Here is a 24913-nt window from a genome sequence, read left to right as displayed (position 1 = left end):
TGAATCTTGTTGGTGTTGTCGTGGGGGCTGATTACGAGGCGATCGACTTCAATGCCCCTGATGGCCGGCAGGCTTGCGAACCGTCATCTCGACCGATCGCGCAGGCTCGGTGCGCGGCATGCTCGAGGGTCCGGCTGCAGCACTGCGCGCCGGTTCGGGTAGCGCCGCGCCCGCCCACTCGTAGGCCACCGTCCCCTTCGGGTGCTTGAACCAGCCCGGGTCGCGGTAGTCGCCCCGCTGCTGCTCGCGGCGCACCTTGAGCACGGTGAACATGCCGCCCATCTCGACGGCGCCGAACGGCCCCTGCCCGGTCATCATCGGCAGGGTGTTGTCGGGCAGGGGCATCTCCATCTCGCCCATGTCGGCCATGCCGCGCTCGCCCATCAGCATGTAATCGGGCACCAGCTTCTGGATGCCCTCGACCAGGCCGCGATGGTCGACGCCGATCATGGTCGGCACGTCGTGGCCCATCGCATTCATGGTGTGGTGCGACTTGTGACAGTGCATCGCCCAGTCGCCCTCCTCGTCGGCGATGAACTCGATCTGGCGCATCTGGCCGACGGCGACGTCGGTGGTGACCTCGGGCCAGCGCGACTCCGGCCGCGTCGGCCCGCCGTCGGTGCCGGTAACCTCGAACTCGTGGCCGTGGATGTGGATCGGGTGGTTGGTCATGGTCAGGTTGCCGATGCGCACCCGCACCCGGTCGCCCTTCCTGACATTGAGCGAGTCGATGCCCGGAAAGGCGCGGCTGTTCCAGGTCCACAGGTTGAAGTCGAGCATCGTGTTGATCTTGGGCACGTAGCTGCCGGGCTCGATGTCGTAGGCGTTGAGCAGGAAGCAGAAGTCGCGGTCCACGCCCGCGATGTGCGGGTGCGGCGCGCGCGGATGCGTGACCCACATGCCCATCATGCCCATCGCCATCTGCACCATCTCGTCGGCGTGCGGGTGGTACATGAAGGTGCCGGGGCGGCGGGCGACGAACTCATAGACGAAGGTCTTGCCCGGCGGGATCTGCGGCTGGTTGAGGCCGCCGACCCCGTCCATGCCGTTGGGCAGGCGCTGGCCGTGCCAGTGGATGGTGGTGTGCTCGGGCAGGCGGTTGGTGACGAAGATGCGCACGCGGTCGCCCTCGACGACCTCGATCGTCGGCCCGGGCGACTGGCCGTTGTAGCCCCACAGCCGCGCCACCATGCCGGGGGCGATCTCGCGCTCGACCGGCTCGGCGACGAGGTGGAACTCCTTCACGCCGTTGCGCATGCGCCAGGGGGCGGTCCAGCCGTTCAAGGTGACGACCGGGTCGTAGGGGCGTCCGTCTGGTGGCGACAGTGGGGCCGCCGTTACGGCGCTGGTCTGGATCACGGGCTCGGGCAGCGCCGCGAGCGCGGCGCGGTTGACGGTTCCGGCAGCGGCCAGCAGGCCTGCCCCGGCGAGAAAGCTGCGTCGGGTGGTCATGATCGTCTCCGGATAGGTCAGTGGCCACCACCGGCTTGCGCCGGTGATGCGCTTGATTGAAGGCTGAGCGGCGCGATCGGCTGGCCGAGCAGGCTGGCCTTGAGCCCAGCCTCGGCGCGCCAGAAGTCGCGTTCGGCCTCGATCGCCTGCACCACGCTCGCCGACTGCGCGCGCGCGGCGGCAAGCAGCTCGAACACGCCGATCAGCATCCCGTTGTACTGGAGCACCGACTCTTCGGTGATGTTCTGACGCAGCGGGACCACCTCGTTGCGGTAGTGGCGCGCGAGATCGTATGCACTGCGATAGCCCTCGTAGGCTACCCGGACCTGGGAGCTGGCGTTACTGGCAAGCTCGAGCGTGCGATTGAAGGCCGCGAGATAGCGGGCCTCGCCGCCGGCGCGCGCCGCGTCGCCGAGGTCGAACAGCGGCAAGGGCAGCTCGAGCTCGAAGCCGCGCTGGGTCGATTCGCCGGTCTCGCTGTTGCGCACGCCGGCCACATGCAGGCCATTGACGACGCTGGTGACCCGCGTGAGGCCCAGGCTCTTCGCCGTCCGGTCGAGATCGGTGCGGGCGATGCGCACGTCGAGCCGGTTCTCCAGCAACGCCGCACCGGCGGTGGCTTCGTCCATCGGCGCCTCGGGCAAGGCCGGCAACTGATCCGGCAGACGCAGCGCCTGCGCCTGGCTCGGAGTGAGGCCCAGACGCTGGATCAGGGTTTCGCGTGCGGCGGTGGCGTTCTGGCGGGCGCGGATCAGGTTGGCCGTTTCCTCGGCGGCGAGCGCCTGTTCGCGCGCGCGCTGCAGGCGGCTGAAGTTGCCGGTGGCCTGCATCCGACGGGCGAGCTCGGCAGCGGTCCCGGCGGCCGTGGCCACCTCCTCGCGGTAGCGCGCGACCTGTCGCGCCGCGACCGCATCGACCCAGGCCTGGCGCACTTCAGTGACGGTGCTCAACAGCGCAATCGAGGACTGCAGCCGGGTCTGCTGCTGGCGGAACTCGGCCTGCTCCAGCCGCGCGGGCAGAAACAGCAGGTCGAACAGCGAGATGCCGAGCGAACGGCCGATGTCGAGTTCGCGCCCCTCGGCGCCCGAGCGAAACAACCGCTCGAAGGTGAACACCGGATTGCCGATGCGGGCCGAACCGGTCGCATCCGCCGAGGCCACGGCGGCTTCCGCCAGCAGGGACTGGAACGCCGGGCTGTAGCCCAGCGCGATGCGCACCGCGTCGTCGATCGCCAGCGGCTGTGCGAGCAGGCGATCGACCTCGGCGCGCATCGCCTCGCGCTCAGGGTCCGAGCGCAGCCAGCGCACCTCGCTACCCGTCTGCTCGCGCGCAAAGCGCTCGACCTCAGCGAAGTTCTCATCGATCGCAACGCTGGCGCACCCGGTCAGCACGGTGGCGGCCAGCAAGGATATGGGGAGACTGGCTCTCATCGCTCGCCCCCTTTCGAAGTCGGCGTGAGGTGGCCCATGTGCCCGCCGAGACGTCCAGCCTCGTCGTTGGCATCCTTCCACGACCGCAAGGGCTCATCGACACGGTAGGGCCGATATTCGTTCAGGGGCGAGCGATACGCCGGCACGCGCTGTGGCTTGGGTGACCCAGACTGGGTCGCGGCAGGCGCGTGGTCGGCGGGATTAGACGGAGAGGAGGGCTCGGCCTGTGCGCCTGACGCAAGCGCCACAGCGACAGCCAGCCCTCCACCGAGGTGGATCATTCGTCTCTGCATGGGGAATGTCCCTTTGTTGGTCTTATGGTGAACCGTTCGCGGAGCGCGCGACAATGCCGCCGCTCCGCGTCTTGATGCTCAGTTGGGCATCGCCGGCTTGGCAGCCGGATGCATCTTCATCATGTTCTGCATCATGCCCATGTGATCCTGCATCATCTCCATATGCTCCTGCATGAGCTTGGGATCCATAATCATGCCGCCCATCGGGCCAGCCCCGGGTCCAGGACCACCACCCTTCATCATCGGACCAGCCCCCATCTGCCCCCCCATCATCGGGCAACCAGTGGGCGTGCCCTGCGATGCAGCCTCCAGGGCCTTGACCTGCTCTTCCATCAGGGCCATGCGACGTTCCGGGTTGGTCTCGGCACGGATCGACTTCATACGTTCCTGAAGCGCGGGGACACTCGCTGCGGGCGGCCAGGCCTGCACCGGATCGGTCGTCTGCGCGACGACCGGACTGCCATGCAAGGCTGCAGCCAGAGCGACGACGGGCATGAGCCCGGCGAGACGGTACAAACGCAGTTTCATGATCGATCTCCCATTGGTCGCGGGGTTCCGTCGCGGTACGGAACGCTGTGCCACGCAGAGCATCTTGCGCCCGCCTGCCTGTCGTCGGCCTGACCTGGAAATTACATTTCTGTAATCCCGGGGCTTATCCAGCACCTCGGGGCAAAATCGGTCACAGGCAGCACGAAGCGCACAGGAGCGAAACAATGAAAATTCTGATCGTCGAAGACGAAGTGAAGACCGGCGACTACCTCCGCCAGGGGCTCACCGAAGCCGGGTTCGTCGTCGACCTTGCAAGAGATGGCCTCGATGGGCTCCACCTCGCACTCAATGGCGATTACGACCTCATCGTGCTGGATGTGATGCTTCCGTCGCTGGACGGCTGGGGCATCTTGCAGACGCTGCGTCGCAGCAGTCGTGAGACCCCCGTGTTGTTCCTGACTGCCCGTGACCAAGTTGAGGATCGGGTCCGTGGTCTTGAGCTCGGCGCCGACGATTACCTGGTCAAGCCCTTCGCGTTTTCCGAGTTTCTCGCGCGGGTCCGCACCCTGCTGCGCAGGGGACGGGGTCATGAACCGGAGATCCTGCGCTCGGCAAACCTGGAGCTCGATCTGCTTCGCCGCAGGGTGACGCGATGCGGGCAGCGTATCGATCTGACCGCCAAGGAGTTTGCCCTGCTGGAACTGCTGCTGCGCCGCAAGGGTGAAGTATTGCCGCGCTCACTCATCGCTTCGCAGGTTTGGGACATGAACTTTGACAGCGACACGAACGTGATCGAGGTCGCCGTGCGCAGACTACGGGTGAAGGTCGACGACCCCTTTGAACCGAAGCTGATCCGCACCGTGCGCGGGATGGGCTACGTCCTGGAAGCGGTGGAGCCGAGCTGACGATGATCCGCATTCCCTCGCTGACGGCGCGACTGGCAACACTTTTTGCCGCCCTCACCGCAAGCCTGCTTGTCCTGGTGGCGGTACTCTTTGGGCGCATGTTGGACGCGCATTTCCAGGAGCTGGACATGCATGAGCTGCACGGAAAGATCACGCTCATCCGGAATACGCTGCAGGACCAGACTTCGAACCCGGGGCAATCAGAACGCCTCCAGGCACTTGAGCGCTCCTTCATTGGACACGAGAGCGTTGGGGTACTGCTTCGCGATGTCGAGGGCCGTGTCCTTTACATCATCCATCCCGAGCACTTTACCGCCGCCCAGCGGGCAGGCGAACGCGTTTCGGGCGAGGTCACGGACTGGACGGTCGATAAGCGTCCTCATCGAGGGGTCGAGATAAGCATCCCGTTACCGAGCGTTGGCTCGAACGATCAAACAATCGAGGCGCTGGTCGCACTCGATCTGTCGCACCACGTCCACTTCCTCGCATCAGTACGTAACGCAACGTGGGCGGGCGTCGTCGTCGCAGCATTGGCGGCGGCGCTCTTCGGCTGGTTTGCTGCGCACCGTGGCCTCGCCCCGCTGCGCCAGGTCACCGAAACCGCCCGCAAGCTGTCTGCACGGCAACTGGCCGAGCGTCTCGCCATCGATGATGCACCGCTGGAGGTACGCGACCACATCGAAGCCTTCAATGGCATGCTCGCCCGGCTCGAGGCTGCTTTCCAGCGCCTCGGTGACTATTCGGCGGACATTGCCCACGAACTGCGTACGCCGATCTCGAACCTGATGACGCAGACCCAGGTGGCGCTGTCGCGGCCACGCACGAATGACGAATATCAGGACATCCTGGCGTCGAACCTCGAGGAATACGAGCGCATCGCACGCATGGTCAGCGACATGTTGTTTCTCGCCAAGGCCGAGGAGAACACCCTCGCGCACGCGGGCGAGGCGATCGACCTGGCCCGCGAGGCAGACGCACTGATCGACTTCTACGAGGCGCTGGCCGACGAGCGCCAGGTCCGCATCGTGCGCCAAGGCCAGGCGAGCGTTCAGGGTGATCGCCTGATGCTGCGGCGCGCCTTGTCGAACCTGATTTCGAATGCGCTTCGTCACACACCGAAAGAGGGACAGATCACGATCAGGATCGACGCGGACGCAGCCGGCGTAGGTCTCGCCGTGTGCAATGTCGGCGACCCCATCCCCGCCGATCAGATCGAGCGGATCTTCGAACGCTTCCATCGCGGTAGCGCCCAGCGCGAATCTCGCGGTGAAGGCGCAGGGCTCGGACTTGCGATCACGCGTTCCATCGTCCAGGCCCACGGGGGTCACATCACTGCGCGCTCCGCTGAAGGTGTCACCTGCTTCACGATCACCTTGCCTCGCAATGAAGCCTCATCACCTTCCTGATCCTGCAAAGTCGACCGGGGTCCCGGCTGTCTGACGGAAATGTAATTTTGAGGTCAGCTTCCCGTTGGGCTCAAAGTGCCAAACTATGCCTCGACGCCATCAACCGGAAGACGAACATGAAGACGAAAACTGTGCTCGGCGGGCTCCTGGCAAGCCTGATGATCGTGAGCGGCGCAGCGTTTGCGCAGGGGCCCGTACGCGTAGAGGTCTACAAGAGCGCTTACTGCGGGTGCTGCGGGAAATGGGTCGAGCACCTGAGAAAGAACGGCTTCGATGTCGTGACGAAAGACGTCGATGACGTCCCCGCAGCCCGCAAGGCACTGGGCATGCCGGACAAATACGGCTCATGTCACACGGCCAAGGTAGGTTCCTACTCCGTCGAGGGGCACGTCCCTGCGGACGACATCCGACGGCTTCTCTCCGAGTCCCCAAAGGCCATCGGACTGGCTACGCCGGGCATGCCGCAGGGGTCGCCGGGGATGGAGACGTCGACCCCGCAACCCTATGAGACACTCCTGGTCGGGCTTGACGGAAGCGCGGCGGTTTTTGCCCGACACTGACGGCAGAGCTGGTGAGTATCGACTTTATGAGCGCAGTGCCGGCCAACTTGCGAGCCACGTTGGCCTCAGCTCGCTCTAGGGCTGGTTTCGGATCTCACCGGTCGCTCGAATGACGACTCTGCTACTACCATGTGTGGCAGCAAATGGCCGAACTGAGACTGTCAGCACCACTCCTGTCCGGGAGCGGGGAAGAAGCGACTACGGCTGTCCCGATCCGACACAGATCTGAAGTCGTGCGCATGGCATGTGCATCAATTACTTCGGAGGCAACGCCTGTACCGTCTCCAGCGCGTCCTTGGCGATCTGGATGCGCAGGGGGAGGTCTGTCGCGTCGCGGGTAGCCAGGTTCAGCGCAAACACCCAAACCTCGTCATTTGCTTCGACATAGCCAACGTACCAGCCCACCGAGGGAGTGCTGCCGGTCGCCCATCCCGTCTTTGCATAAATGCGATACCGAGCAGTCTCATCGCTGAGCATGATCTTCTTCAGTACGTCGTAGCTGCTCGTTTTGAACGGAAGTTTCCGCTCAACGACCTGTCGGAGAAATGCGACCTGCTCTTCCGCGCTGATCTTCAGCGAGCCATCCAGCCAGAACTGCGTGCCGTTGAAGGGTTCCCGCAGCTGGCCGTAGTTTGATCGCTGTATATAGGCCGGATACTTCAGCGCCCCGATTCGACGCGCAATCTGCTGGTAGCACCAGACGCAGCTCACTTTGAAAGCACTGTCCAGAGTCTGATCCTGGTTCCAGTTCGCAATCGAATACGGGGTGCCGTCCCAATGAAAGATCGCGTCCTCGCCCGAAATCGCTCCCTCTTCGAGGGCAATCAAGGTATTGAGCACCTTGAACGTCGAAGCGGCCGGATATCGTTTTTGAGCACGAAGTTCGTTGTGAACGACGCGCTTCCCACTCCTGAGCGATTCGATGACGATGGTCCCGTCGACGCCTGCGCGCCGGAAAAGATGATCGATGGCTGCGTCTTCGGCACGCGCTGGTATTGCGACGAGGAGAGCAAGTGCCAGAAGGAGGAGGCGCTTTAGCATTGGGGACTGCCGGAGTTTTCACCCGTGAGGAATCGTGGTGGATTCAATTGCAGGAAGCACTGGCCACCCTGTTCGCAGCGAGTCAATGCCTGCTGCAGCGTCCCTCGGGCGTGACGCTTGGACTTTGCGGCGACCACGAAGAACTGGTGCGGGCGAGATGGCACTTTCATCTTGCGAAAGGACTCGTGCACCACTGTTGCTCGCAGGGCACGCCATCATTGTTGCCGTCCATCTGAACATTGGGGCAGTTGCGAAGGAAGAACGTGGCTTCAGCACAGGACGTCATTTGGGAACAATGAGTGCGTCCGTCGCAAGCGTAGGCCTGCGAGGAGGCCTGAACTTCCGTCATCGCGGAGCTTGCCGATGACGGCGCCGCACGGCGGTTGTATTCACCATAGCCATACGCCACCAGGCCCATCACGACGAGCAGCGGAATGACCCGTGCGAAGAAGCCAGGGCGTTCATTACGGCGGTCGGAGGCCGGTCTGCGGGAAGGTGCAGGAGACGTACGGCTGACGGTTCGACGCTCTGGACAGGCGAGGTTCTTCGCCCGCTTCTTTCCGTTGCTGTCGATTTCAATCTCGAAGGTGAGCTTTTCTCCGAGCGTAGGGCGTACGCCGTCCTTGGGAAACGTGGAGATATGGACAAAGATCTCCTGGCCGCCCAGGGTCGGCGTGATGAATCCGAAGCCCCGGTCGTCATTCCACTTCGAGAGCGTGCCTTCGATGCGCATACGAGATGTCCAGTGCTGTTCTGTGGCGACAGTTCGTCCGCGCAACATCGGGACGCCGGCGAACATGCGGTGCAGATTGCTGTTTGGGGGCAGAGACGACGCGCGCGGAAGAAACAAGAAGGCAAAAGCCGCTCCCGATGACAAAGCGGCGTGATTCGATCCAGTCATTGCCTTGCGCTAGGCCGACAGCATACCGGCTGAAGCGGAGGGCTGCCAGCTGCAGCCCGCGTGAAAGGACCATCGTGTCTTGCGTGCTAGCGATGTCCGAATCGCGGCGCTCGTTTTTCGATGAAAGCGCGAAGGCCTTCGCGAAAATCCTGTTCGGAGAAGCACGCGTGGAACAGGCTGCGCTCGAGTGCAAGCCCCGCCTCGAGCTGGACCTGCGCCTCATTGACCGAGGCCTTGATCCTGCAGGCAACAGGGTTCGAGTACGACGCGATCTGCCGGGCGATGGACATTGCAGTGGTTTCAAGCGCTTCGTCGGGAACCACGCGCGACACCAGGCCGGCGGCAAGCGCTTCATCTGCGCTCAAGGCGCGCCCGGTGAGCAGGAGGTCCATCGCAAGGTGCTTGCCGACGACACGCGCCAGTCTCTGCGTTCCGCCAGCACCTGGCATGGCCGCGAGCGTGATCTCGGGATGACTGAATCGAGCGGAAGCTGCGGCGACAACGATGTCGCACATCTCCACCAGCTCGCAGCCTCCCCCCGCCGCCAGCCCTTTCACGGCGACGATCAAGGGCTTCCGGACCTGGCTTGGTGCCGAAACGCATCCGGTGAATCCCGTCGCCTCCGCCTGTTCAGCGCTCATGCCCAGCATCTCCCGGATATCGGCTCCGGCAGAGAAGTGCCTCAATGACGAGGAGATGAGAATCGAGCGCACGTCGTCGCGTGCGTCCAGGGCGAGCAGGGACTCGTCTATCTCTTTGCAGAACTGCACGTCCAGCGCATTCAGCGCATCCGCGCGATTGAGTTGCAGATGGCCGACGCCATCAGCACATTCAACGACCACCGACCTCATCACTCCTGCCTCCGTCGTTCGTACCGTGTCACTGACCGCCAGAATAGGGCCACCGATGATCGGCATGTAGAAGCCACTCGAACCGGGCTCTGTCGGACGTCGTTGGGGCGTCAACAATCGATGCTTTTCGGGGTGCTGGCAAGGGCGTTTTTCGCCCGATTCGGCCCCTGTAGCGGGGCGCGATCATCGCTGGCTTCCCGGAGGAGAATGTGCCGCGCGTCAGTTTGACGGTTCGGGAGCAAGCGCCGACAAGGTGACGCGCCGCCAAAGTCGAGGAGAATGCATTTATCATGCTGTTCGGCCGAGATCAACGAGATCCTTCAACGCACCCAGTGCCTGGCCGCGTGATCGCGGGAAGGGCAGCACAAGGAGTCAGCATGCAACCCGGCGCCATTCAACTGATGAAGGACCGATTCGACGCCCTCAGTCAGCGTACGCCTGAAGAGAACGTCGAGTTCTGGTTCGCCCGCGACCTCATGGAGCCGCTTGGATACGCGCGCTGGGAGAACTTTCAGACCGCCATCCGCCGAGCGATGGAGTCTTGTGAAACAACGGGTTACCCGGCTGACGATCATTTTCGTGGCGTCACGAAAATGATCGAGATCGGCAAGGGCGGCCAACGGCCGGTCGAAGACTTCATGCTCACTCGCTACGCTTGCTACCTCGTCGCGCAGAACGGCGATCCGCGCAAGGAACCGATCGCCTTCGCGCAGAGCTACTTCGCCATCCAGACCCGCAAGCAGGAGCTGATCGAAGACCGCATGCGACTGCAAGCCCGGCTGGATGCCCGCGAGCGCCTGCGTGAGTCCGAAAAGACGCTGTCCCAGAACATCTACGAACGCGGCGTTGACGATGCCGGCTTCGGCCGCATCCGCTCCAGGGGCGATGCCGCGCTTTTCGGCGGCCATACCACCCAGGCCATGAAGGACCGGTTCGGCATCATCAAGACTCGTCCGCTGGCGGATTTTCTGCCCACGCTGACGATTGCGGCGAAGAACCTCGCCACCGAAATCACCAATCACAACGTCAGCCAGGACAACCTGCAGGGCGAGCACGCCATCACCCGCGAACACGTGCAGAACAACGAAAGCGTGCGCGACATGCTGGGTCAGCGTGGCATCAAGCCGGAACAACTGCCGCCGGAAGAAGACATCAAGAAGCTGGAACGCCGCGTCAAGGCTGAAGAGAAGAAGCTCGTCCAGCAGTCCGGCACCCTGCCGCCCGCGAAGGAATAAGCCGCTCCTCACTCCACGATCGGCGTCCGCTTCTGTGACGACATAAGGTTGATCGTGGCGGTCGGAGCCAGCAGGCCGCGCTACTCGCCCGCTAGCCCCATGGTGCCCCGTCTCACCGCATCTCGAACGCCTCGCGCCTGAAGCTCAGCCGCCGCCCCCACAGTCGCGCGAGCCCGGCCTTGAGCTGGTCGCCGAAGCCGCGCGGGCCGCAGAACCAGACTTCCGCGCGCCGGCCGTCGGTGGCCATGGCGGCGAGGCGTTCGGGCGTCAGGTCGTCGCCGGCGGCGCGGTCGTGGATGTGCAGGCTCACGCTCGGCAGTCCGGCGCACAGGCTGCGCAGGCGTTCGACGAAGGGGTCGTGCGCCGCGCCGCGGGTGCTGTAGTGCAGCTCGACTGCCGGGGCCGCGGCGGGGTCGGCGCGCAGGGCGTCGAGCCAGGCCAGGAAGGGCGTCACGCCGATGCCGCCGGCGACCCAGATCTGGCGCGCCTTGCGGTCCTGGCTGCCGAGCACGAAGCGGCCGTAGGGGCCTTCGACGGTGAGCGCCTGGCCGACCGCGACGCGGCTGGCGAGCTGGCGGGTGTAGTCGCCCAGGGCCTTGATCTGGAAGGTGAGGCTGCGGTCACCGTGGTCGGCGCTGGCGATGGTGAAGGGGTGCGAACCTTCGAAGCGCTCGAAGCCGACGAAGGCGAACTGCCCGGCCTGGTGTCCGCGCCAGGCGCCGTCGAGCCGGCACACGATCTCGGTGACGTCGGGGGCGGGCGAGGACACCGCGGTGACCACGCCCTGCACCTTGCGGTCATGGCCGATGCGGCCGGTCAGCGCGATCAGCGAGGCCACCGTGCCGCCGGCCAGCAGCAGCGCGAGCAGCATGCCGACCGGCTGCATCCAGTAGTCGGGCGGCGCCAGCACGGCGGCGTGGAAGGCGAGCAGCAGGTAGAACACCGGCATCGCGCGGTGCAGGTGGCGCCAGAACTTGTAGGGGAAGCGCTTCCACAGGCTGAGCACGACCATCGCCAGCACCAGGTAGATGGCGAATTCGCCGAGCTCCTCGCCGGCGTCGCGCAGCATCTCGTAGAGGCCGCCGAACTCGTCATGCGCCGGCCGTCCGGCCTTGCCGTAGAGCGACTTGATGACGTCGTCGGACATCTCGATCAGCCAGTGCAGCGCGGCGAACACCGCGGCGCCGATGCCGGCCCATTTGTGCAGGCGGAAGATGCGGTCCATGCCGCCGAGCGGGCGCTCGAGCACGGTGGGACGGGTGGCGAGCATCATCGCCAGCGACATCAGGCCGATGGCGAGCAGGCCGCTGAGGTAGAGGCCTTGCTCGCGGATCAGCCAGGGCAGGGAGGCGGTGCCGCCGTCGAGGGCGGCGACGTTGAGGCCCCAGGCTGCGGCGATCAGGGCGATGAAGGCGGCGAGGGCGGGCAGGGTAGAGAGGGCGGGGATCATGGCGCGGGCTCCCGGCGGTGATGATTGGAAGGTGAGACGAGGCTGGAAGGCATCAGCCGGCGGGCGACGCTTGCCGCGCGGGAAGCGCATGGTGACGAGCGCGCACGTGGCGGCCACGCAGCGACAAGGGGGCCGGCGGTCGTGCCGGCCCCCTGGGTGGTGCTTACTTGCTGCGCTTGACCTCGGTCTTGAGGACCTCGCCGGTGACCGGATCGACATCCAGCTCCACGCGCTGCCCTTGCGGGTCGGTGGCCTTGACCTCGTACTTGTTCTTCTCGCGCTCGATCTCGCGGAAGTCGGTGTAGCCGGCCGCTTCGAGCTTGCCGAGCACGTCCTTGATACTCATCCAGCTGGACTGGGCGGCGGGCGCTACTGCGGTAGCCGAGGCGGCGGGGACTGTGTTCTGGGCGAACGCGGGGGCGATGGTGGCGCCGGCGCCGATGAGTCCGCCGGTGAGGGCCAGGGTGGCGATGAGGGTGGTTGCACGCATGATGGCATCTCCTTGGTTGGGTAGTCGGTCCTGTTTCGACCGTGATGCCATGCTGCGCCCCGCCGCCTGAATCGATGCTGAAGGCGCCGTTCATCGCGCGTTCATCTCTGCAGCGACGGAAAACGGGAGGATTGTGGCGGTGGCGGTGGCGGCTGTCGCAGCCGCACTGGTTTCAGTCTGGCAGGCGTCGGTAGCGCCCCAGGCGCACATCCACCATCATCGTCAGCGCAGTGAGCGCCGCGGCGCGGGCGCGGCCTTCGGCGGTGGCGCGGTAGAGGTGGGGCGTCATCGCCAGCAGGTCGGCGATGGGTGAGGCGCCGTCGACATGGATCTGGAAGCGCAGGGTGTCGGTGCCGAGGGGCTCGAAGCCAGGCGGCATCTGGCGTGCGGCGGGGCGTTCGGGCTTGAGCGTGGGGTAGATGACCTCGCGCAGTTCGCGCAGGTGATCGGGGCCGGCGTCGACCTGCAGCAGCTCGCCGCCGCGGCGCAGGACGCGGGCGAATTCCGTGTAGACCGGGAAGCCGAACATGCACAGCACGCGGTCGAGCGTGGCGGGCAGCACCGGCAGGCCGGCGTTGCTGCCGACTACCCAGGCCGTGTGCAGGTCACGCTTGGCGGCGGCTTGTACCGCCCACTTCGAGATGTCCAGCCCGAGCAGGGCGAGTGGCAGCGCGTCGCCCGCGGCGGCAAGCTGCCGGAGGTAGTAGCCCTCGCCGCAGCCAGCGTCGAGACAGGTGAGGGTGCGGCCGGGCACGGCGTCGGCGAGCACGGCTTGCGCCACCGCATCGGCGATGGGCTTGTAATGCCCGGCCTCGAGAAAGCGCCGGCGTGCGGCGACCATCTCCTTGCTGTCGCCGGGGTCGCGCGAGCGCTTGTTCTGCACCGGCAGCAGGTTCACATAGCCCTGGGCGGCGAGGTCGAAGCAGTGCCCGTCCGGACAGCGCAGGCTGCCGCCCTGGCGCTGCAAGGGCGCGCCGTCCAGCGGGCAGGCGAGGGCGGTGAAGGGTTTTGCGGGCATGGAGGCGTGAGGTGTGAAGGTGATCGGCCGACGGGCGGAGCGCGCATGATAGGCGAGGTGCAGGCGACTGTTTTGGCGGGCCTGCAATGCTGCGGACCTTGTTCGACACGCAGGTCCCGGGGGCAGGGCGGGCAAGCGCAAATGCAACCTCGACCCCTGTGTGCGTGTCGAAGCGCACGTTGCGGACCTGGACGGGTTCGATGCTGGCGCGCCTCATACGCCAGCAGGACAATACCGAAAAAACTCAGGAACCTGATGGATACCCTTACCCATGCACTCTCCGGTGCCCTCGTTGGCCGTGTGTTTGCCGGGCGTCGTGCCAGCGCCGGTGCGGCCGCGGCCGCTCCGGCTGCAGGTCGGGTGCAGCCGCCGGTCTGGCAGATGGTCGCCGCCGGCACCATCGCCGCGATCTTTCCCGATCTCGACTTCGTGCTCGGCTGGGTCTCCGAGCTCACCTACCTGCGCGGCCACCGCGGCGTCACGCACTCGCTGCTCCTGCTGCCGCTGTGGGGCCTGCTGATCGCCTGGCTGCTGGCGCGCTTCTGGCAGCGCGGCGGGCGGGTGGCGGCGGGCTGGCGCAGCTTCCACCCGGTGGTGTGCGCGGCGATCTTCGGGCACATCCTCGGTGACCTGATCACCCAGTTCGGCACCATGATCCTGGCGCCGTTCTCCGACCAGCGCTTCGGCTGGGGCACGACCTTCATCATCGACCTGCCCTTCACCGGCATCCTCCTCGGCGGCCTGCTCGCCAGCGCGCTGTGGCGCAACAGCCGCGTACCGGCGACGGCGGCGCTGGTGCTGCTCGTCGGTTGGGTCGGCGTGCACGCCATGGGCCGCGCCGAGGCGATCGACGCCGCGCGTGCCTACGCCGCGGCCAAGGGCATCGCGGCGGTCGAGGTCGACGCCGCGCCGCGTCCGGCCTCGCCCTTCAACTGGACCGCGATCGTGTTCGACGGCGAGCGCTACCACTACGCCCACATCAACACCCGACGCAGCGAACCGCTCGTTGCCACCGACGACGACAACTTCATCCGCCGCTTCTCCGCCCCCTACCTGCCGGTGGCGATGGCACAGTGGGAGGTGCGAGAGCGCTTCGGCAACGGCAGCATGCGCGCGCTCGCCGAGCAGGTGTGGAACGCGGAGGACTTTGCCTTCTACCGCTGGTTCGCGATGTTCCCGGTGCTGGACCATGCCGGCGAGGAAGGGGACGGCAGCGTGTGCGCCAGCTTCAAGGATCTGCGCTTTGTTACCCCGGGACGCGGCCGCGAGCCTTTCGTCTATGGTCTGTGCAACATGGCCGGAGGCTGGCGGCTGTTCGAGCGCGAGGCCGACGGCTTGCGCTGGATCGACGTACGATGAGCAGCATGAACGGGCAGATGAAGAATCCGGGGAACGACCCTGCGCCCCCGCCGCCGGACCCGGGCGAAGCCTCCGAGCAAGGGACGCCGCATGCCGCGGCGCCTGCACGCAAGCGCCTGCGCTGGCGGCGCTGGGCCGTGGAGATTGCGATTTTCGTGGGGATCTTCTTCGCCATTCAGGCATGGATGGCGCGCGACGTGCCGGGCGGCGCTGCGCCGGCGTTCGCTGCGCCCGGTACGGATGGCAGCGAGCTGAGCCTTGCCGCCTGGCGGGCCGCGCATCCCGGCAAGTCGGTCGGGGTGTATTTCTGGGCCGACTGGTGCCCGATCTGCACCGCGCAGCAGGGTACGATCGACGCCGTGCAGGCGGACTACCCCGTGCTTACGGTGGCGATGCAGTCCGGCGATGCTGCGGCGGTGGCGGGGGTGCTTGCCGAGCGCGGTTTGGACTGGGCTACGGCGATCGACTCAGATGGCGGCATCGCCCGGGGATACGGCCTGCGCGGCGTGCCGGCCTTCGTCACCGTTGATCCGGCGGGCGAGATCCGCTCGGTGTCGCTCGGTTACACCACCGGCTGGGGCTTGCGTGTGCGGTTGTGGTGGGCAGGTTTGAGTTCTTGAGGAGCAGCAAATGGGCGCACCCGGACTGATCACCGCTTTCACCGCCGGCGCAGCCACGCTCGCGGGCGGACGGGCGTTGGTGCATTGGGGAATCCGCAAGGGCCTGGCCGCGCCGCGGGTGCCGCATCACATGGATCCCAGCGCGCTCGGGCTGGGGTTCGAGACGCTGCGCATCGGTACCGAAAACGGCAAGTCGCTGCATGCGTGGTTCATTCCCGCACCGGTGCGCGTAGGGGTTGCCGATGCGGATGCTGCGAGCGCCGCCGCTGCGGCTGAAAGGGAAGCGGACGTTTCGCCCGCGGCTGCGCCGGCGGTGGTGGTGATGCACGGCTGGGGCGGCAACGCCGCACTGATGCTGCCGCTCGCCCGCCCGCTGCACGCGGCCGGTTACGCCACGCTGTTCGTGGATGCGCGCTGCCATGGCGCGAGCGACGACGACACGTTCGCTTCGCTGCCGCGCTTTGCGGAGGACACGGAGCACGCGTTCGCCTGGCTGGCGGCGCAGCCGGGGGTGGATGCTGCGCGCATCGCGCTGCTCGGTCATTCGGTGGGGGCGGGCGCGGTGTTGTTCGCGGCCACCCGTACGCCGCAAGTGGCAGCGGTCGTGAGCGTGGCGGCCTTCTCGCATCCGGCGGCGATGATGCGGCGCTGGCTGGCGGCCAAGCGCATCCCCGAGAGGCCGGTCGGGCGCTACATCCTTGACTATGTGCAGAAGACCATCGGCCACCGCTTCGACGACATCGCTCCGCTGAGTACCATCGGCCGTATTCACCGCCCGGTGCTGCTGGTGCATGGCGAGGACGACGAGGTGGTGCCGATCGACGAGGCACACCAGATTTTTGCCGTGCGCGGCGACACGCCGGCGGAGATGATGAGCGTGTCGGGCGATCACGAATCCTTTGCCGATCTGGAACATCACATGGGGCGGTTGATTGCGTTCCTGCGCCGAACGCTCTGATCTTGCAGGAGAAGCACGGGATCCCGTGGGGCCAAACGCCCGCATTCGCGCCCGTCGATTCGTTCACCCGGCGGACCGGCGCTGGAATTTGCGCTGGCCCGCAGGCTTCCCGGTTTGTAGAATCGGTCTTCCCCTGCGCAGCGCTCGCCGCCGCGTCCCCCGCGTCAAAACCAAGAAAACGGAGACGTCTCATGCAAAAACGCCGCTTCACCGCCCTCATCGCCGGTCTCGCCGCTTCGGCCGCACTCGGCCTGTCGATGCCCGCCTCGGCACAGCAGTACAAGGACGAATACAAGCTCTCCACCGTGCTCGGCGAGGCCTTCCCCTGGGGCTGGGGCGCCAAGCGCTGGGCCGACCTGGTGGCCGAGAAGACCGAAGGCCGCATCAAGATCAAGGTCTATCCGGGCACCTCGCTGGTGTCGGGCGACCAGACCAAGGAATTCACCGCGCTGCGCCAGGGCATCATCGACATGGCCGTGGGTTCGACCATCAACTGGTCGCCGCAGGTCAAGGAGCTGAACCTGTTCGCGCTGCCCTTCCTGATGCCCGACCACAAGGCGATCGACGCGCTTACGCAAGGCCGCGTCGGCACCAAGATGTTCGAGATCCTCGCCGAGCGTGACGTGGTGCCGCTGGCCTGGGGCGAGAACGGCTTCCGCGAGGTCTCCAACTCGAAGAAGCCGATCCGCACCCCGGACGACGTCAAGGGCATGAAGATGCGCGTGGTCGGCTCGCCGCTGTTCCTCGCTACCTTCAATGCGCTCGGCGCCAACCCGACGCAGATGAGCTGGGCCGACGCCCAGCCGGCGATGGCGACCGGTGCGGTCGACGGCCAGGAGAACCCGCTGGCCGTGTTCAACGCCGCCAAGCTGCACACCGTCGGCCAGAAGAATCTGACGCTGTGGGGCTACGTTGCCGACCCGCTGATCTTTGTCGTGAACAAGAACGTGTGGAATTCCTGGTCCGAGGCCGACCGCAAGGCGGTGTCCGAAGCCGCCCAGCAAGCCGCGAAGGAAGAGATCGCCCGCGCCCGCGCCGGCATTTCGGCGGGCGACGATGCGTTGCTGAAGGAGATCGAGGCCAACGGCGTGGCCGTCGTGCGCCTCTCCGACGCCGAGCGCGATGCCTTCCGCAAGGCCACGGCCGGCGTGTACAAGGAATGGGCCGAGAAGATCGGTTCGGACCTGGTCAAGCAGGCTGAGGAAGACATCGCCAAGCGTTGATTGCCCTTGTTCTGCCCGCCGGGGACGCGGCGGGCATTCCTTCTGCAGGCTGTGGAACTCGCTTCGCTCAGACAGTCCTCGCCTGCGCCAGGAATGCCCACCGCGTCCCCGACTACATGGGTGCGGGTGATTCCGCCTTGCGCCCCGCTTGCTCCCCGACCGGATCCGGACGGGGCTATCTCCTGAATCACTGGCACTCTCGATGAGCACCGAATCGCAGCACGAAGACGCGAGCCCTGCGCCCTATACCGTCGAACAGATCCTTTCCGGCATCGTCATGGGCCTGATCGTGCTGATCACGTTCGGCAACGTGCTGGCGCGCTACTTCACCTCGCAGTCCTTCGCCGCGACCGAGGAGTTCTCGATTGCGCTGCTGATCGTGCTGTCTTTCCTCGGCTCTTCGGCGGCGTTTGCCTTTGACCGCCACATCCGGGTCGATTTTTTCGTACGCAAGCTCCCATCGGCCTGGCACACGGCGGCGGACTGGTTGTCGTTTGCCGTCACCGCGAGCCTGTTCGCCTTCATTGCGTTCTATGCCGGCAAGCTCACCTGGGATCAGTACCGCTTCGAGGAGACCTCGCCCGCGCTCGGCGTGCCGCAGTGGTGGTACACGGTGTGGATGCCGGTTCTGGCCGTCGCGCTGGTGCTGCGTCTGGTGCTGACCCGCATGCGGAAGCGCTCGTCTCCGCCGGAGAGTGGGGTGCATGGTGGTGGAAGGGGCGTCCAGTGATCGGCACCGTTCTCATCGGCTTGTTCTTGCTCGCGCTGGTCGCGGGTATGCCGCTGGCCACCGGTCTGGGTGTGGCGAGCATCGCAGTGCTGGCGATGGCCGGCTTCGACCAGCTTGCGGTGCCCACCAACATTTACGCGGGCATCGCCAAGTACCCGCTGCTGGCGATCCCGATGTTCATCCTCGCCGGCATGATCTTCGAGCGTTCCGGGGTGGCGGTGCGGCTGGTGCGCTTCGTCACCGCGATGGTCGGCGAATGGACCGGCTCGCTGGCGGTGGTCGCGGTGCTGGTGTCGATGCTGCTCGGCGGCATCTCCGGCTCTGGCCCGGCCGATGCGGCCGCGGTGGCGGCGGTGATGCTGCCGTCGATGATTGCGCGTGGCTATCCAAAAGGTTTCTCCGCCGGCCTGATCGCCGCCTCGGGTTCGACCGCGATCGTCATCCCGCCCTCGGTGGCCTTCATCGTCTACAGCGTGATGGTGCCGGCGGCGACCGTGCCGGCGCTGTTCGCCGCCGGCCTGTTCCCGGGCATGATTGCCGCGCTCTGCCTGCTGGTGCCGGCCGTCATCATCAGCCGCAAGTACGGCTTTGGCCGCGATTACAAGGCCGAGCGCCCGCCGCTGGGCAAGAGCTTCATCGATGCGATCTGGGGCTTGCTCGCGCCGGTGATCATCTTGGGTGGCCTGCGCACCGGCATCTTCACGCCCACCGAGGCAGCGGTAGTGGCCGTGGCCTATGGCATCTTCGTCGGCATGGTCGTCTACCGCAGCATCAGCCTCAAGGGCCTGTTCCGCATCCTGGTCGAGGCGGGCGAGCTGTCGGCGGTGGTGCTGATGATCATCGGCGTCGCGTCGGTGTTTGCCTGGGCGGGTAACACGCTGGGTATCTTCGACGCTGCGGCCAAGGCGCTGGTGGGACTGCATTCCAGCGAATGGCTGATGCTGCTGTCGATCAACCTGCTGCTGCTCGTTGCCGGCATGTTCCTCGACGCGATCTCGATCTTCCTGATCCTGCTGCCCTTGCTGGTGCCGATCGCGGTGGCGATGGGCTGGGACCTGGTGTGGTTCGGCGTGATGATGACGATCAACCTCGCCATCGGTCAGTTCACCCCGCCGATGGCGATCTCGCTGATGATCACCTCTCGCATCGCCGGCATCGGCATGGAGGAGACCTTCAGGTGGGTTGTCTGGCTGGTGCTGGCGATGGCCGCCGGGCTGGCGCTGATGATCGTGTTTCCGCAACTCGCGCTGTGGCTGCCGGGACGGCTGGGTTACCTCTAGGGCGGATCCTTCGGGCCAGCGGCGGGCCGCTCAGCCCGGCTGGTCGAGCAGATCGTTGATGGCGATCTGGATGCGTCGCGCGACGCGCTCGTGGTCGAGGGCAGGGTTGCGGATGGTGCGCAGCAGCAGACCCTCGAACAGACTCGCGAGTACTTCCACCATGTCTTCGATCGCCTTGGGGGGGGCGTCGTGCCCGGTGGCACGGCGGATCACGCCGATCGTGGTCGCGAGCTCGCGTCGACAGGCAGCGTCCGCCTCGCGCACGATCTGCGCAACCCGTGGGTTGCGCGCCGCTTCGGCGACGATCTCGAGCTTCAGTGCGGCACTCACCGGGTCGAGCTGATCGAAGACGCCTTCGGCAGCGCGCTCGATCAGGGCTGCGCGCACATTGCATGCAGCGCGCAGTTCGGCGGTCAGCGTGAGCAGGCCCTCGAGATCCTGTGCCACGATCGCGGCGATGATGGCTTCCTTGTTTTCGAAGTAATGATAGATGTGCCCCGGACTCATGCCCGCGGTCTTCGAGATCTGCGCGATGCTGGCGCCATGAAAGCCGTGCTCGCGAAAGCACTGCGCCGCGGCGTTGAGGATCTGCTGGCGGCGCGCGGCGGCGCGCGAGGCTTCGTGCTGGTGCTGCTGAGGTGTCTGTTCCGTGGTCTGCATGTCTTGCTGGCGGCGCGCGCGGGCCTGTTGTGGATCGGCCTGCGCATGGGAAGCTCACTGAAATTCTTGCGGTGCAACAAACCATAACATAGAATGAGCGTTCGATCTAGAACGAGCATTCTAAATCTACCCGATTCCAGCCTGCAGCCAACACCTTTCAGTGGGCCGCAGTCTTTCGCGTTCACGAGGCTCAAATGAAGACCAACTCCCGTTCCCTGATCCGATCCGCAGTCGCGGTGGCCGCGAGTGCCCTGTTCCTTGCTGCCTGCAGCGGCGGCAAGGAACAGGGCGCCGCGCCGGGTGCCGGGGCGCAGCAGCAGGCGCCAGCGGTCACCGTGATGACCGTCGCGACCGCTGCGGTGCCCATGGTGACCGAGCTGCCCGGCCGCACTACGCCGTACCTGATCGCCGAGCTGCGCCCGCAGGTCACCGGCATCCTTACCGAGCGCGCCTTCAAGGAAGGTAGCGAGGTCGAGGCTGGGCAGGTGCTCTACCGGATTGACCCGGCGCTGTACCAGGCCGCGCTGGACAGTGCGAAGGCGAATCTCGCGCGCGCCGAGGCCAATGCCCAAGCGGCGAGTATCAAGGCCCAGCGCCATGCCGGCCTGGTGAAGATCGACGCGGTGAGCAAGCAGGCCAACGACGATGCCCAGGCTGCGCTCAAGCAGGCCCATGCCGAGGTTGCGGCGGCAAAGGCCGCGCTCGACAAGGCGAAGATCGACCTTGACTACACGCGGCTGAAGTCGCCGATCGCCGGCCGCATCGGCCGCTCGGCGGTGACTGCCGGTGCGCTGGTCACCGCTAACCAGGCGCAGGCACTCGCCACGGTGCAGCAGCTTGACCCGATCTACGTTGACCTTACCCAGTCCAGCGCCGAAATGCTGCGCATGCGCGCCGAGATCGCCGCTGGCCGACTGCAGCCGGGCGCCAAGGGCGAGGTGCCGGTGAGGCTGGTCCTCGAGGATGGCAGCGAGTACGCCGCCGAGGGCCGCCTGGCGCTGTCCGAGGTCACTGTGGACGAAGGCACCGGCAGCGTGACCCTGCGTGCCCAGTTTCCCAACGCCGACGGCGTGCTGTTGCCCGGCATGTACGTGCGTGCGCGCTTGCCGCAGGGCACGCGCAGCGAGGCGATCCGGGTGCCGCACAAGGCGCTCAGCCGCGACCCGCGCGGCAACGCACTGGTGATGGTGGTCAATGCCGAGAGCAAGGTCGAGGCGCGTCCGGTGCAGGTTGTGCAGTCGTTGGGCTCGGACTGGGTGGTGACCAGCGGCCTTGCGGCTGGCGAGCGCATCATCGTCGAGGGGCTGCAGAAGGTCCGGCCGGGTGCGCCGGTGCAGGCGCAGGAGGCGGGGACAGGGGTGCCCGCTGCCACGCCCGCAGGCAAGGCCAGCTGAGGTAGCGGACCATGGCACGTTTCTTCATCGACCGGCCCATCTTCGCGTGGGTCATCGCCATCGTCATCATGCTGGCGGGCGCCCTGTCCATCCAGCAGCTGCCGGTGTCCCAGTATCCTTCGATCGCGCCGCCCGCGATCGTCATCAACGCCCGCTACCCGGGCGCCTCGGCCAAGGCGGTGGAAGACTCGGTGACGCAGATCATCGAGCAGAAGATGACCGGCCTCGATGGCCTGCTGTACATGAAGTCGACCAGCGACGCCTACGGCAACGCCTCGACCACGCTTACCTTCTCTGCCGACACCGATCCCGACATCGCGCAGGTGCAGGTGCAGAACAAGATGCAGACCGCGCTGCCGCTGCTGCCGCAGGCCGTGCAGCAGCAGGGGGTGACGGTCGCCAAGTCGGGCGCCAACTTCCTGATGGTGGTCGGTTTCGTATCGACGGACGACAGCCTGACGGGGCCGGATCTTTCGGATTTCCTCGTATCGACCATTCAGGACCCGCTCTCACGCGTAGAGGGCGTGGGCGAGGTGCAGGTCTTTGGTGCGCAGTACGCGATGCGCATCTGGCTGGATCCAGCAAAGCTGCAGAGCTTCCGCCTTCTCCCTGGTGACGTGCGCGCCGCTCTGCAGGCCCAGAACGCCCAGGTGTCGGCCGGTCAACTCGGCGGCACCCCCGCCGTGCCGGGGCAGGGCTTCACCGCCACCATCACCGCGCAGAGCCGCCTGCAGACTGTGCAGCAGTTCGAGGACATCCTGCTGCGCAGCAGCCAGCAGGGCGGCGAGGTGCGCCTGAAGGACGTCGCCCGCGTCGAGATCGGTGCCGAGAACTACGGCACCCTGGCCCGCTTCAACGGGCAGGTCGCCTCGGGCATGGGGATCCGGCTTGCGCCGGGCGCGAACGCGCTCGACACCGCCAGCGCGGTGCGCGCCAAGCTCGACGACATGCAGCTTTACTTCCCCGAAGGGGTCGAATACGTCGTGCCCTTCGACACCACGCCCTTCGTGAAGATCTCCATCGAGTCGGTGGTGATGACGCTGATCGAGGCGGTGGCGCTGGTCTTCCTGGTGATGTACCTGTTCCTGCAGAACTTCCGCGCTACCCTGATCCCGACCATGGCGATTCCGGTGGTGCTGCTCGGCACCTTCGGTTTGATGGCGGCGTTCGGCTTCTCGATCAACACGCTGACCATGTTCGGCATGGTGCTGGCGATCGGCCTGCTGGTGGATGATGCCATCGTGGTGGTCGAGAACGTCGAGCGCGTGATGAGCGAGGAGGGCTTGCCACCCAAGGAGGCGACCAAGCGCTCGATGGACCAGATCACCAGCGCGCTGGTCGGTATCGGCCTGGTGCTGTCGGCGGTGTTCGTGCCGATGGCCTTCTTCGGAGGCTCAACGGGGGTCATCTATCGCCAGTTCTCGATCACTATCGTGTCGGCGATGGCGCTGTCGGTGGTGGTGGCCATCGTGTTCACCCCCGCCCTGTGCGCGAGCATCCTCAAGCCGGTGGAGAAGGGCCATGAGCATGGCGAAGGCGGTCTGTTCGGCAAGTTCTTCCATTGGTTCAACGTTAGGTTCGACCGCAGCACCCAGGGCTACGAGTCGGCGGTCGGCGGAATCCTCAAGCGCAGCGTGCGTTTCCTCGCCATCTACGTCGCCATCGTCGCGGTGCTCGGCCTGCTCTTCATGCGCATGCCGACCTCCTTCCTGCCCGAGGAAGACCAGGGTGTGATGTTCAACCAGGTCATGCTGCCCGCTGGTGCCACCCAGGAGCGCACGCTCGAGGTGCTGAGGAAGGTCGAGCAGCATTACCTGGTGAATGAGAAGGACACTGTGCGCGCGATCTTCACGGTTGCAGGCTTCTCCTTCGGCGGCAGTGGCCAGCACATGGGTATCGGCTTCGTGAATCTGAAGCACTGGGACGAGCGCAAGGCGCCAGGCAAGGACGTGAAGTCCGTGGCCGGGCGAGCGATGGGCGCGTTCTCGCAGATCCGCGAGGCCATGGTGTTTGCCTTCGTGCCGCCGGCGGTGATCGAGCTCGGCACCTCGGGCGGCTTCACCGTGCAGATGCAGGACCGCTCCGGCCTCGGCCACGAAGCCCTGCTGGCTGCGCGCAACCAGTTCCTCGGCATGGCCGCGCAGGACAAGCGCCTGGTGGGCGTGCGCCCCAACGGTCAGGAGGACATGCCCGAGCTCAAGCTCGACATCGACCACGCCAAGGCCGGCGCGCTCGGCCTGTCGGTCGCGGACATCAACGACACCTTGTCCACCGCCTGGGGCGGCAGCTACATCAACGACTTCCTCGACCGTGGCCGCATCAAGAAGGTCTATCTGCAGGGTGAGGCAGGCTCGCGCATGACGCCCGAGGATCTCGACAGGTGGTACGTGCGCAACAAGGCGGGCGAGATGGTGCCGTTCTCGGCCTTCGCCACCGCGCACTGGAACTATGGCTCGCCGCGCCTGGAGCGCTTCAATGGCCAGCCCTCCATGGAGATCCTCGGCCAGGCCGCGCCAGGCCTTTCGTCGGGTGAGGCGATGCAGGCCGTGGAGGAGATCATGGCGAGGATGCCGCCCGGCATCGGCTACGACTGGTCGGGCACCTCCTACGAGGAGCGCCGCTCCGGCTCGCAGGCGCCGGCGCTGTACGCGCTGTCGCTGCTGGTGGTGTTCCTGTGCCTGGCGGCGCTGTACGAGAGCTGGTCGGTGCCCTTCGCGGTGATGCTGGTGGTGCCGCTCGGCGTGCTTGGCGCGCTGCTCGCCGCCAGCGGGCGTGGCCTGTCGAACGACGTGTATTTCCAGGTCGGCCTGCTCGCCACCATCGGCCTGTCGTCGAAGAACGCGATCCTGATCGTGGAGTTCGCCAAGGCGCAGATGGAAGAAGGCAAGGACCTGATCTCCGCCACGCTGAACGCGGTGCGGATGCGTCTGCGCCCGATCATCATGACCTCGCTCGCCTTCGGTTTCGGCGTGCTGCCGCTGGCGATCGCCACCGGCGCCGGCGCCGGCAGCCAGAACGCGATCGGCACCGGCGTGCTCGGCGGCACCATCGCCGCGACGCTGCTTGGCCTGTTCTTCGTGCCGCTGTTCTATGTGGTGATCAAGCGCGTATTCCCCGACAAGCCGAGAACGGAGGTCGTGGTGCCGACCGCCCAGGAGGGACGTTGAT

At 66.1% G+C, this 24913-nt stretch carries 22 protein-coding genes; 12 read left to right on the top strand and 10 right to left on the bottom strand.

The window, feature by feature from the left end:
• Positions 1-48 precede the first annotated feature (48 nt).
• The 3 genes from ACNKW1_RS07550 to ACNKW1_RS07540 all read right to left on the bottom strand — a co-directional run bounded on the left by ACNKW1_RS07550 (position 49) and on the right by ACNKW1_RS07540 (position 3703).
• Positions 49-1452, bottom strand: coding sequence for a multicopper oxidase family protein (locus tag ACNKW1_RS07550; RefSeq protein WP_075146732.1), 1404 nt, complete (start codon positions 1450-1452; stop codon positions 49-51).
• Positions 1453-1469: 17 nt separating this feature from the next.
• A complete protein-coding gene (locus ACNKW1_RS07545) occupies positions 1470-2882 on the bottom strand; it encodes a TolC family protein (RefSeq protein ID WP_075146731.1) in 1413 nt (470 codons plus the stop codon).
• A 371-nt stretch (positions 2883-3253) separates the two neighbouring features.
• Positions 3254-3703, bottom strand: a complete 450-nt coding sequence (locus ACNKW1_RS07540) for a hypothetical protein (RefSeq protein ID WP_418363985.1) — start codon at positions 3701-3703, stop codon at positions 3254-3256.
• 185 nt (positions 3704-3888) lie between these two features.
• Between ACNKW1_RS07540 and ACNKW1_RS07535 the strand changes: the two genes are divergently transcribed.
• From ACNKW1_RS07535 to ACNKW1_RS07525, 3 genes are all read left to right on the top strand, one after another.
• Positions 3889-4569 carry a heavy metal response regulator transcription factor gene (locus tag ACNKW1_RS07535; protein WP_341647449.1) on the top strand — a complete coding sequence of 227 codons (681 nt, stop codon included), beginning with the start codon at positions 3889-3891 and terminating at the stop codon, positions 4567-4569.
• Positions 4570-4571: 2 nt separating this feature from the next.
• Complete coding sequence (locus ACNKW1_RS07530) at positions 4572-5975, top strand: heavy metal sensor histidine kinase (RefSeq protein WP_418363984.1); 1404 nt, start codon at positions 4572-4574, stop codon at positions 5973-5975.
• A gap of 116 nt (positions 5976-6091) precedes the next feature.
• Entirely contained in the window at positions 6092-6535 is a 444-nt protein-coding gene (locus tag ACNKW1_RS07525) for a DUF411 domain-containing protein (RefSeq protein WP_075146728.1), read from the top strand.
• A gap of 255 nt (positions 6536-6790) precedes the next feature.
• Here ACNKW1_RS07525 and blaOXA read toward each other — a convergent pair whose 3' ends face one another.
• The 3 genes from blaOXA to ACNKW1_RS07510 all read right to left on the bottom strand — a co-directional run bounded on the left by blaOXA (position 6791) and on the right by ACNKW1_RS07510 (position 9394).
• Positions 6791-7576, bottom strand: coding sequence for a class D beta-lactamase (blaOXA, locus tag ACNKW1_RS07520; protein WP_418363983.1), 786 nt, complete (start codon positions 7574-7576; stop codon positions 6791-6793).
• Between the two features lie 166 nt (positions 7577-7742).
• Positions 7743-8375, bottom strand: a complete 633-nt coding sequence (locus tag ACNKW1_RS07515; protein WP_418363982.1) for a cold shock domain-containing protein — start codon at positions 8373-8375, stop codon at positions 7743-7745.
• A 188-nt stretch (positions 8376-8563) separates the two neighbouring features.
• Entirely contained in the window at positions 8564-9394 is an 831-nt protein-coding gene (locus tag ACNKW1_RS07510; RefSeq protein WP_418363981.1) for an enoyl-CoA hydratase-related protein, read from the bottom strand.
• 311 nt (positions 9395-9705) lie between these two features.
• Here ACNKW1_RS07510 and dinD point away from each other — a divergent pair, with 311 nt between their 5' ends.
• A complete protein-coding gene (gene dinD / locus ACNKW1_RS07505; protein ID WP_418363980.1) occupies positions 9706-10563 on the top strand; it encodes a DNA damage-inducible protein D in 858 nt (285 codons plus the stop codon).
• 112 nt (positions 10564-10675) lie between these two features.
• Here dinD and ACNKW1_RS07500 read toward each other — a convergent pair whose 3' ends face one another.
• The 3 genes from ACNKW1_RS07500 to ACNKW1_RS07490 form a co-directional block, all read right to left on the bottom strand.
• On the bottom strand, positions 10676-12013 hold the full coding sequence (locus tag ACNKW1_RS07500) for a ferric reductase-like transmembrane domain-containing protein (protein ID WP_418363979.1): 1338 nt from the start codon (positions 12011-12013) through the stop codon (positions 10676-10678).
• A gap of 163 nt (positions 12014-12176) precedes the next feature.
• The gene (locus tag ACNKW1_RS07495; protein WP_418363978.1) at positions 12177-12503 is read right to left on the bottom strand and encodes a PepSY domain-containing protein; all 327 of its coding nucleotides are present in this window, start codon (positions 12501-12503) and stop codon (positions 12177-12179) included.
• Positions 12504-12675: 172 nt separating this feature from the next.
• A complete protein-coding gene (locus tag ACNKW1_RS07490) occupies positions 12676-13521 on the bottom strand; it encodes a putative RNA methyltransferase (protein ID WP_418364091.1) in 846 nt (281 codons plus the stop codon).
• 255 nt (positions 13522-13776) lie between these two features.
• On the opposite strand from ACNKW1_RS07490, the gene ACNKW1_RS07485 reads away from it, so the two are divergent.
• From ACNKW1_RS07485 to ACNKW1_RS07460, 6 genes are all read left to right on the top strand, one after another.
• Positions 13777-14880 (top strand): metal-dependent hydrolase, encoded by a 1104-nt coding sequence (locus ACNKW1_RS07485; RefSeq protein ID WP_418363977.1) that lies wholly within the window; start codon positions 13777-13779, stop codon positions 14878-14880.
• Positions 14877-15500, top strand: coding sequence for a redoxin family protein (locus ACNKW1_RS07480; protein ID WP_418363976.1), 624 nt, complete (start codon positions 14877-14879; stop codon positions 15498-15500). The genes ACNKW1_RS07485 and ACNKW1_RS07480 overlap by 4 nt, the downstream gene beginning before the upstream one ends.
• Before the next feature lie 10 nt (positions 15501-15510).
• Positions 15511-16458 (top strand): alpha/beta hydrolase, encoded by a 948-nt coding sequence (locus ACNKW1_RS07475; protein ID WP_418363975.1) that lies wholly within the window; start codon positions 15511-15513, stop codon positions 16456-16458.
• Between the two features lie 191 nt (positions 16459-16649).
• On the top strand, positions 16650-17681 hold the full coding sequence (locus ACNKW1_RS07470; protein WP_418363974.1) for a DctP family TRAP transporter solute-binding subunit: 1032 nt from the start codon (positions 16650-16652) through the stop codon (positions 17679-17681).
• 202 nt (positions 17682-17883) lie between these two features.
• Positions 17884-18411, top strand: coding sequence for a TRAP transporter small permease (locus tag ACNKW1_RS07465; RefSeq protein ID WP_418363973.1), 528 nt, complete (start codon positions 17884-17886; stop codon positions 18409-18411).
• Positions 18408-19691 (top strand): TRAP transporter large permease, encoded by a 1284-nt coding sequence (locus ACNKW1_RS07460; RefSeq protein ID WP_418363972.1) that lies wholly within the window; start codon positions 18408-18410, stop codon positions 19689-19691. The genes ACNKW1_RS07465 and ACNKW1_RS07460 overlap by 4 nt, the downstream gene beginning before the upstream one ends.
• A gap of 30 nt (positions 19692-19721) precedes the next feature.
• Here ACNKW1_RS07460 and ACNKW1_RS07455 read toward each other — a convergent pair whose 3' ends face one another.
• Positions 19722-20351, bottom strand: coding sequence for a TetR/AcrR family transcriptional regulator (locus ACNKW1_RS07455; protein ID WP_418363971.1), 630 nt, complete (start codon positions 20349-20351; stop codon positions 19722-19724).
• 194 nt (positions 20352-20545) lie between these two features.
• Between ACNKW1_RS07455 and ACNKW1_RS07450 the strand changes: the two genes are divergently transcribed.
• On the top strand, positions 20546-21745 hold the full coding sequence (locus ACNKW1_RS07450) for an efflux RND transporter periplasmic adaptor subunit (RefSeq protein ID WP_418363970.1): 1200 nt from the start codon (positions 20546-20548) through the stop codon (positions 21743-21745).
• Between the two features lie 11 nt (positions 21746-21756).
• The gene (locus ACNKW1_RS07445; protein WP_418363969.1) at positions 21757-24912 is read left to right on the top strand and encodes an efflux RND transporter permease subunit; all 3156 of its coding nucleotides are present in this window, start codon (positions 21757-21759) and stop codon (positions 24910-24912) included.
• The last annotated feature ends 1 nt before the right edge of the window (position 24913 follow it).

Origin of the sequence: Thauera sp. WH-2, assembly GCF_048321015.1 — a bacterium.
Lineage (GTDB): Bacteria > Pseudomonadota > Gammaproteobacteria > Burkholderiales > Rhodocyclaceae > Thauera.
The sequence above is the reverse complement of the archived record's forward strand: the minus strand, read 5'-3'. Positions and strand labels throughout refer to the sequence as shown.

Excerpts from the sequence above, each read along its gene's own strand:
- ACNKW1_RS07550 (WP_075146732.1), bottom strand. The coding sequence starts at position 1,452 with ATGACCACCCGACGCAGCTTTCTCGCCGGGGCAGGCCTGCTGGCCGCT.
- ACNKW1_RS07545 (WP_075146731.1), bottom strand. The coding sequence starts at position 2,882 with ATGAGAGCCAGTCTCCCCATATCCTTGCTGGCCGCCACCGTGCTGACC.
- ACNKW1_RS07540 (WP_418363985.1), bottom strand. The coding sequence starts at position 3,703 with ATGAAACTGCGTTTGTACCGTCTCGCCGGGCTCATGCCCGTCGTCGCT.
- ACNKW1_RS07535 (WP_341647449.1), top strand. The coding sequence starts at position 3,889 with ATGAAAATTCTGATCGTCGAAGACGAAGTGAAGACCGGCGACTACCTC.
- ACNKW1_RS07530 (WP_418363984.1), top strand. The coding sequence starts at position 4,572 with ATGATCCGCATTCCCTCGCTGACGGCGCGACTGGCAACACTTTTTGCC.
- ACNKW1_RS07525 (WP_075146728.1), top strand. The coding sequence starts at position 6,092 with ATGAAGACGAAAACTGTGCTCGGCGGGCTCCTGGCAAGCCTGATGATC.
- blaOXA (WP_418363983.1), bottom strand. The coding sequence starts at position 7,576 with ATGCTAAAGCGCCTCCTCCTTCTGGCACTTGCTCTCCTCGTCGCAATA.
- ACNKW1_RS07515 (WP_418363982.1), bottom strand. The coding sequence starts at position 8,375 with ATGTTCGCCGGCGTCCCGATGTTGCGCGGACGAACTGTCGCCACAGAA.
- ACNKW1_RS07510 (WP_418363981.1), bottom strand. The coding sequence starts at position 9,394 with ATGCCGATCATCGGTGGCCCTATTCTGGCGGTCAGTGACACGGTACGA.
- dinD (WP_418363980.1), top strand. The coding sequence starts at position 9,706 with ATGCAACCCGGCGCCATTCAACTGATGAAGGACCGATTCGACGCCCTC.
- ACNKW1_RS07500 (WP_418363979.1), bottom strand. The coding sequence starts at position 12,013 with ATGATCCCCGCCCTCTCTACCCTGCCCGCCCTCGCCGCCTTCATCGCC.
- ACNKW1_RS07495 (WP_418363978.1), bottom strand. The coding sequence starts at position 12,503 with ATGCGTGCAACCACCCTCATCGCCACCCTGGCCCTCACCGGCGGACTC.
- ACNKW1_RS07490 (WP_418364091.1), bottom strand. The coding sequence starts at position 13,521 with ATGCCCGCAAAACCCTTCACCGCCCTCGCCTGCCCGCTGGACGGCGCG.
- ACNKW1_RS07485 (WP_418363977.1), top strand. The coding sequence starts at position 13,777 with ATGGATACCCTTACCCATGCACTCTCCGGTGCCCTCGTTGGCCGTGTG.
- ACNKW1_RS07480 (WP_418363976.1), top strand. The coding sequence starts at position 14,877 with ATGAGCAGCATGAACGGGCAGATGAAGAATCCGGGGAACGACCCTGCG.
- ACNKW1_RS07475 (WP_418363975.1), top strand. The coding sequence starts at position 15,511 with ATGGGCGCACCCGGACTGATCACCGCTTTCACCGCCGGCGCAGCCACG.
- ACNKW1_RS07470 (WP_418363974.1), top strand. The coding sequence starts at position 16,650 with ATGCAAAAACGCCGCTTCACCGCCCTCATCGCCGGTCTCGCCGCTTCG.
- ACNKW1_RS07465 (WP_418363973.1), top strand. The coding sequence starts at position 17,884 with ATGAGCACCGAATCGCAGCACGAAGACGCGAGCCCTGCGCCCTATACC.
- ACNKW1_RS07455 (WP_418363971.1), bottom strand. The coding sequence starts at position 20,351 with ATGCAGACCACGGAACAGACACCTCAGCAGCACCAGCACGAAGCCTCG.
- ACNKW1_RS07450 (WP_418363970.1), top strand. The coding sequence starts at position 20,546 with ATGAAGACCAACTCCCGTTCCCTGATCCGATCCGCAGTCGCGGTGGCC.
- ACNKW1_RS07445 (WP_418363969.1), top strand. The coding sequence starts at position 21,757 with ATGGCACGTTTCTTCATCGACCGGCCCATCTTCGCGTGGGTCATCGCC.